Below are 446 nucleotides of genomic sequence, written 5' to 3' on the forward strand. Positions count from 1 at the left end.
AGCCACCCACCATTATTGCATCAACGCCGGCCTCTTCACTCATCCGGGCTATCTCTCCAGCCTCCCATACTTTGTCCGCAAAATCGTCTGGGTCAAGAAGAACGAAGTGAAGCTTTTCCTTTTCGAGCTTTTCGTGGATGTAAGATTCTACCTTCCCAATTTTGACCTTCATTTTCTCTCACCGAATTCTATAATCTCTTCCCTGCTTTTAACCCTTTTCCACTCGAGGCCGAGCCTTTCGAGGATTTCGATGAGCACACTGTCTGGTTCTTTTTCAAAGCGGTACAAGTTGGTGCTCACCCTGACATCTCCGGCGCCGAAGCCCTCAACGGGCTCACCGTACTTCGCGATCTCCAGTGATAATTTCTCCTCAAGTCTCTTCTCGCTCGGTATCAGATAGGCCTTCAGAAGCTCTGCTTCTCTCAGCAGGTAATCGATGTGCCAGT

1 protein-coding gene and 1 pseudogene are annotated in these 446 nt (G+C 49.3%); both read right to left on the minus strand.

Annotated elements, in window-relative coordinates; translation table 11 throughout:
• Positions 1 to 172: pseudogene (locus E3E25_RS11625) on the minus strand (geranylgeranylglyceryl/heptaprenylglyceryl phosphate synthase); the annotation flags it as partial.
• Positions 169 to 446: DUF123 domain-containing protein (locus E3E25_RS11325; protein WP_167893412.1), on the minus strand; the 278-nt coding region annotated here is incomplete at its 5' end. The gene E3E25_RS11325 and the pseudogene E3E25_RS11625, both read right to left, overlap by 4 nt.

It is taken from the genome of Thermococcus sp. MAR1, from assembly GCF_012027305.1.
In the GTDB taxonomy this organism is placed as follows: domain Archaea; phylum Methanobacteriota_B; class Thermococci; order Thermococcales; family Thermococcaceae; genus Thermococcus.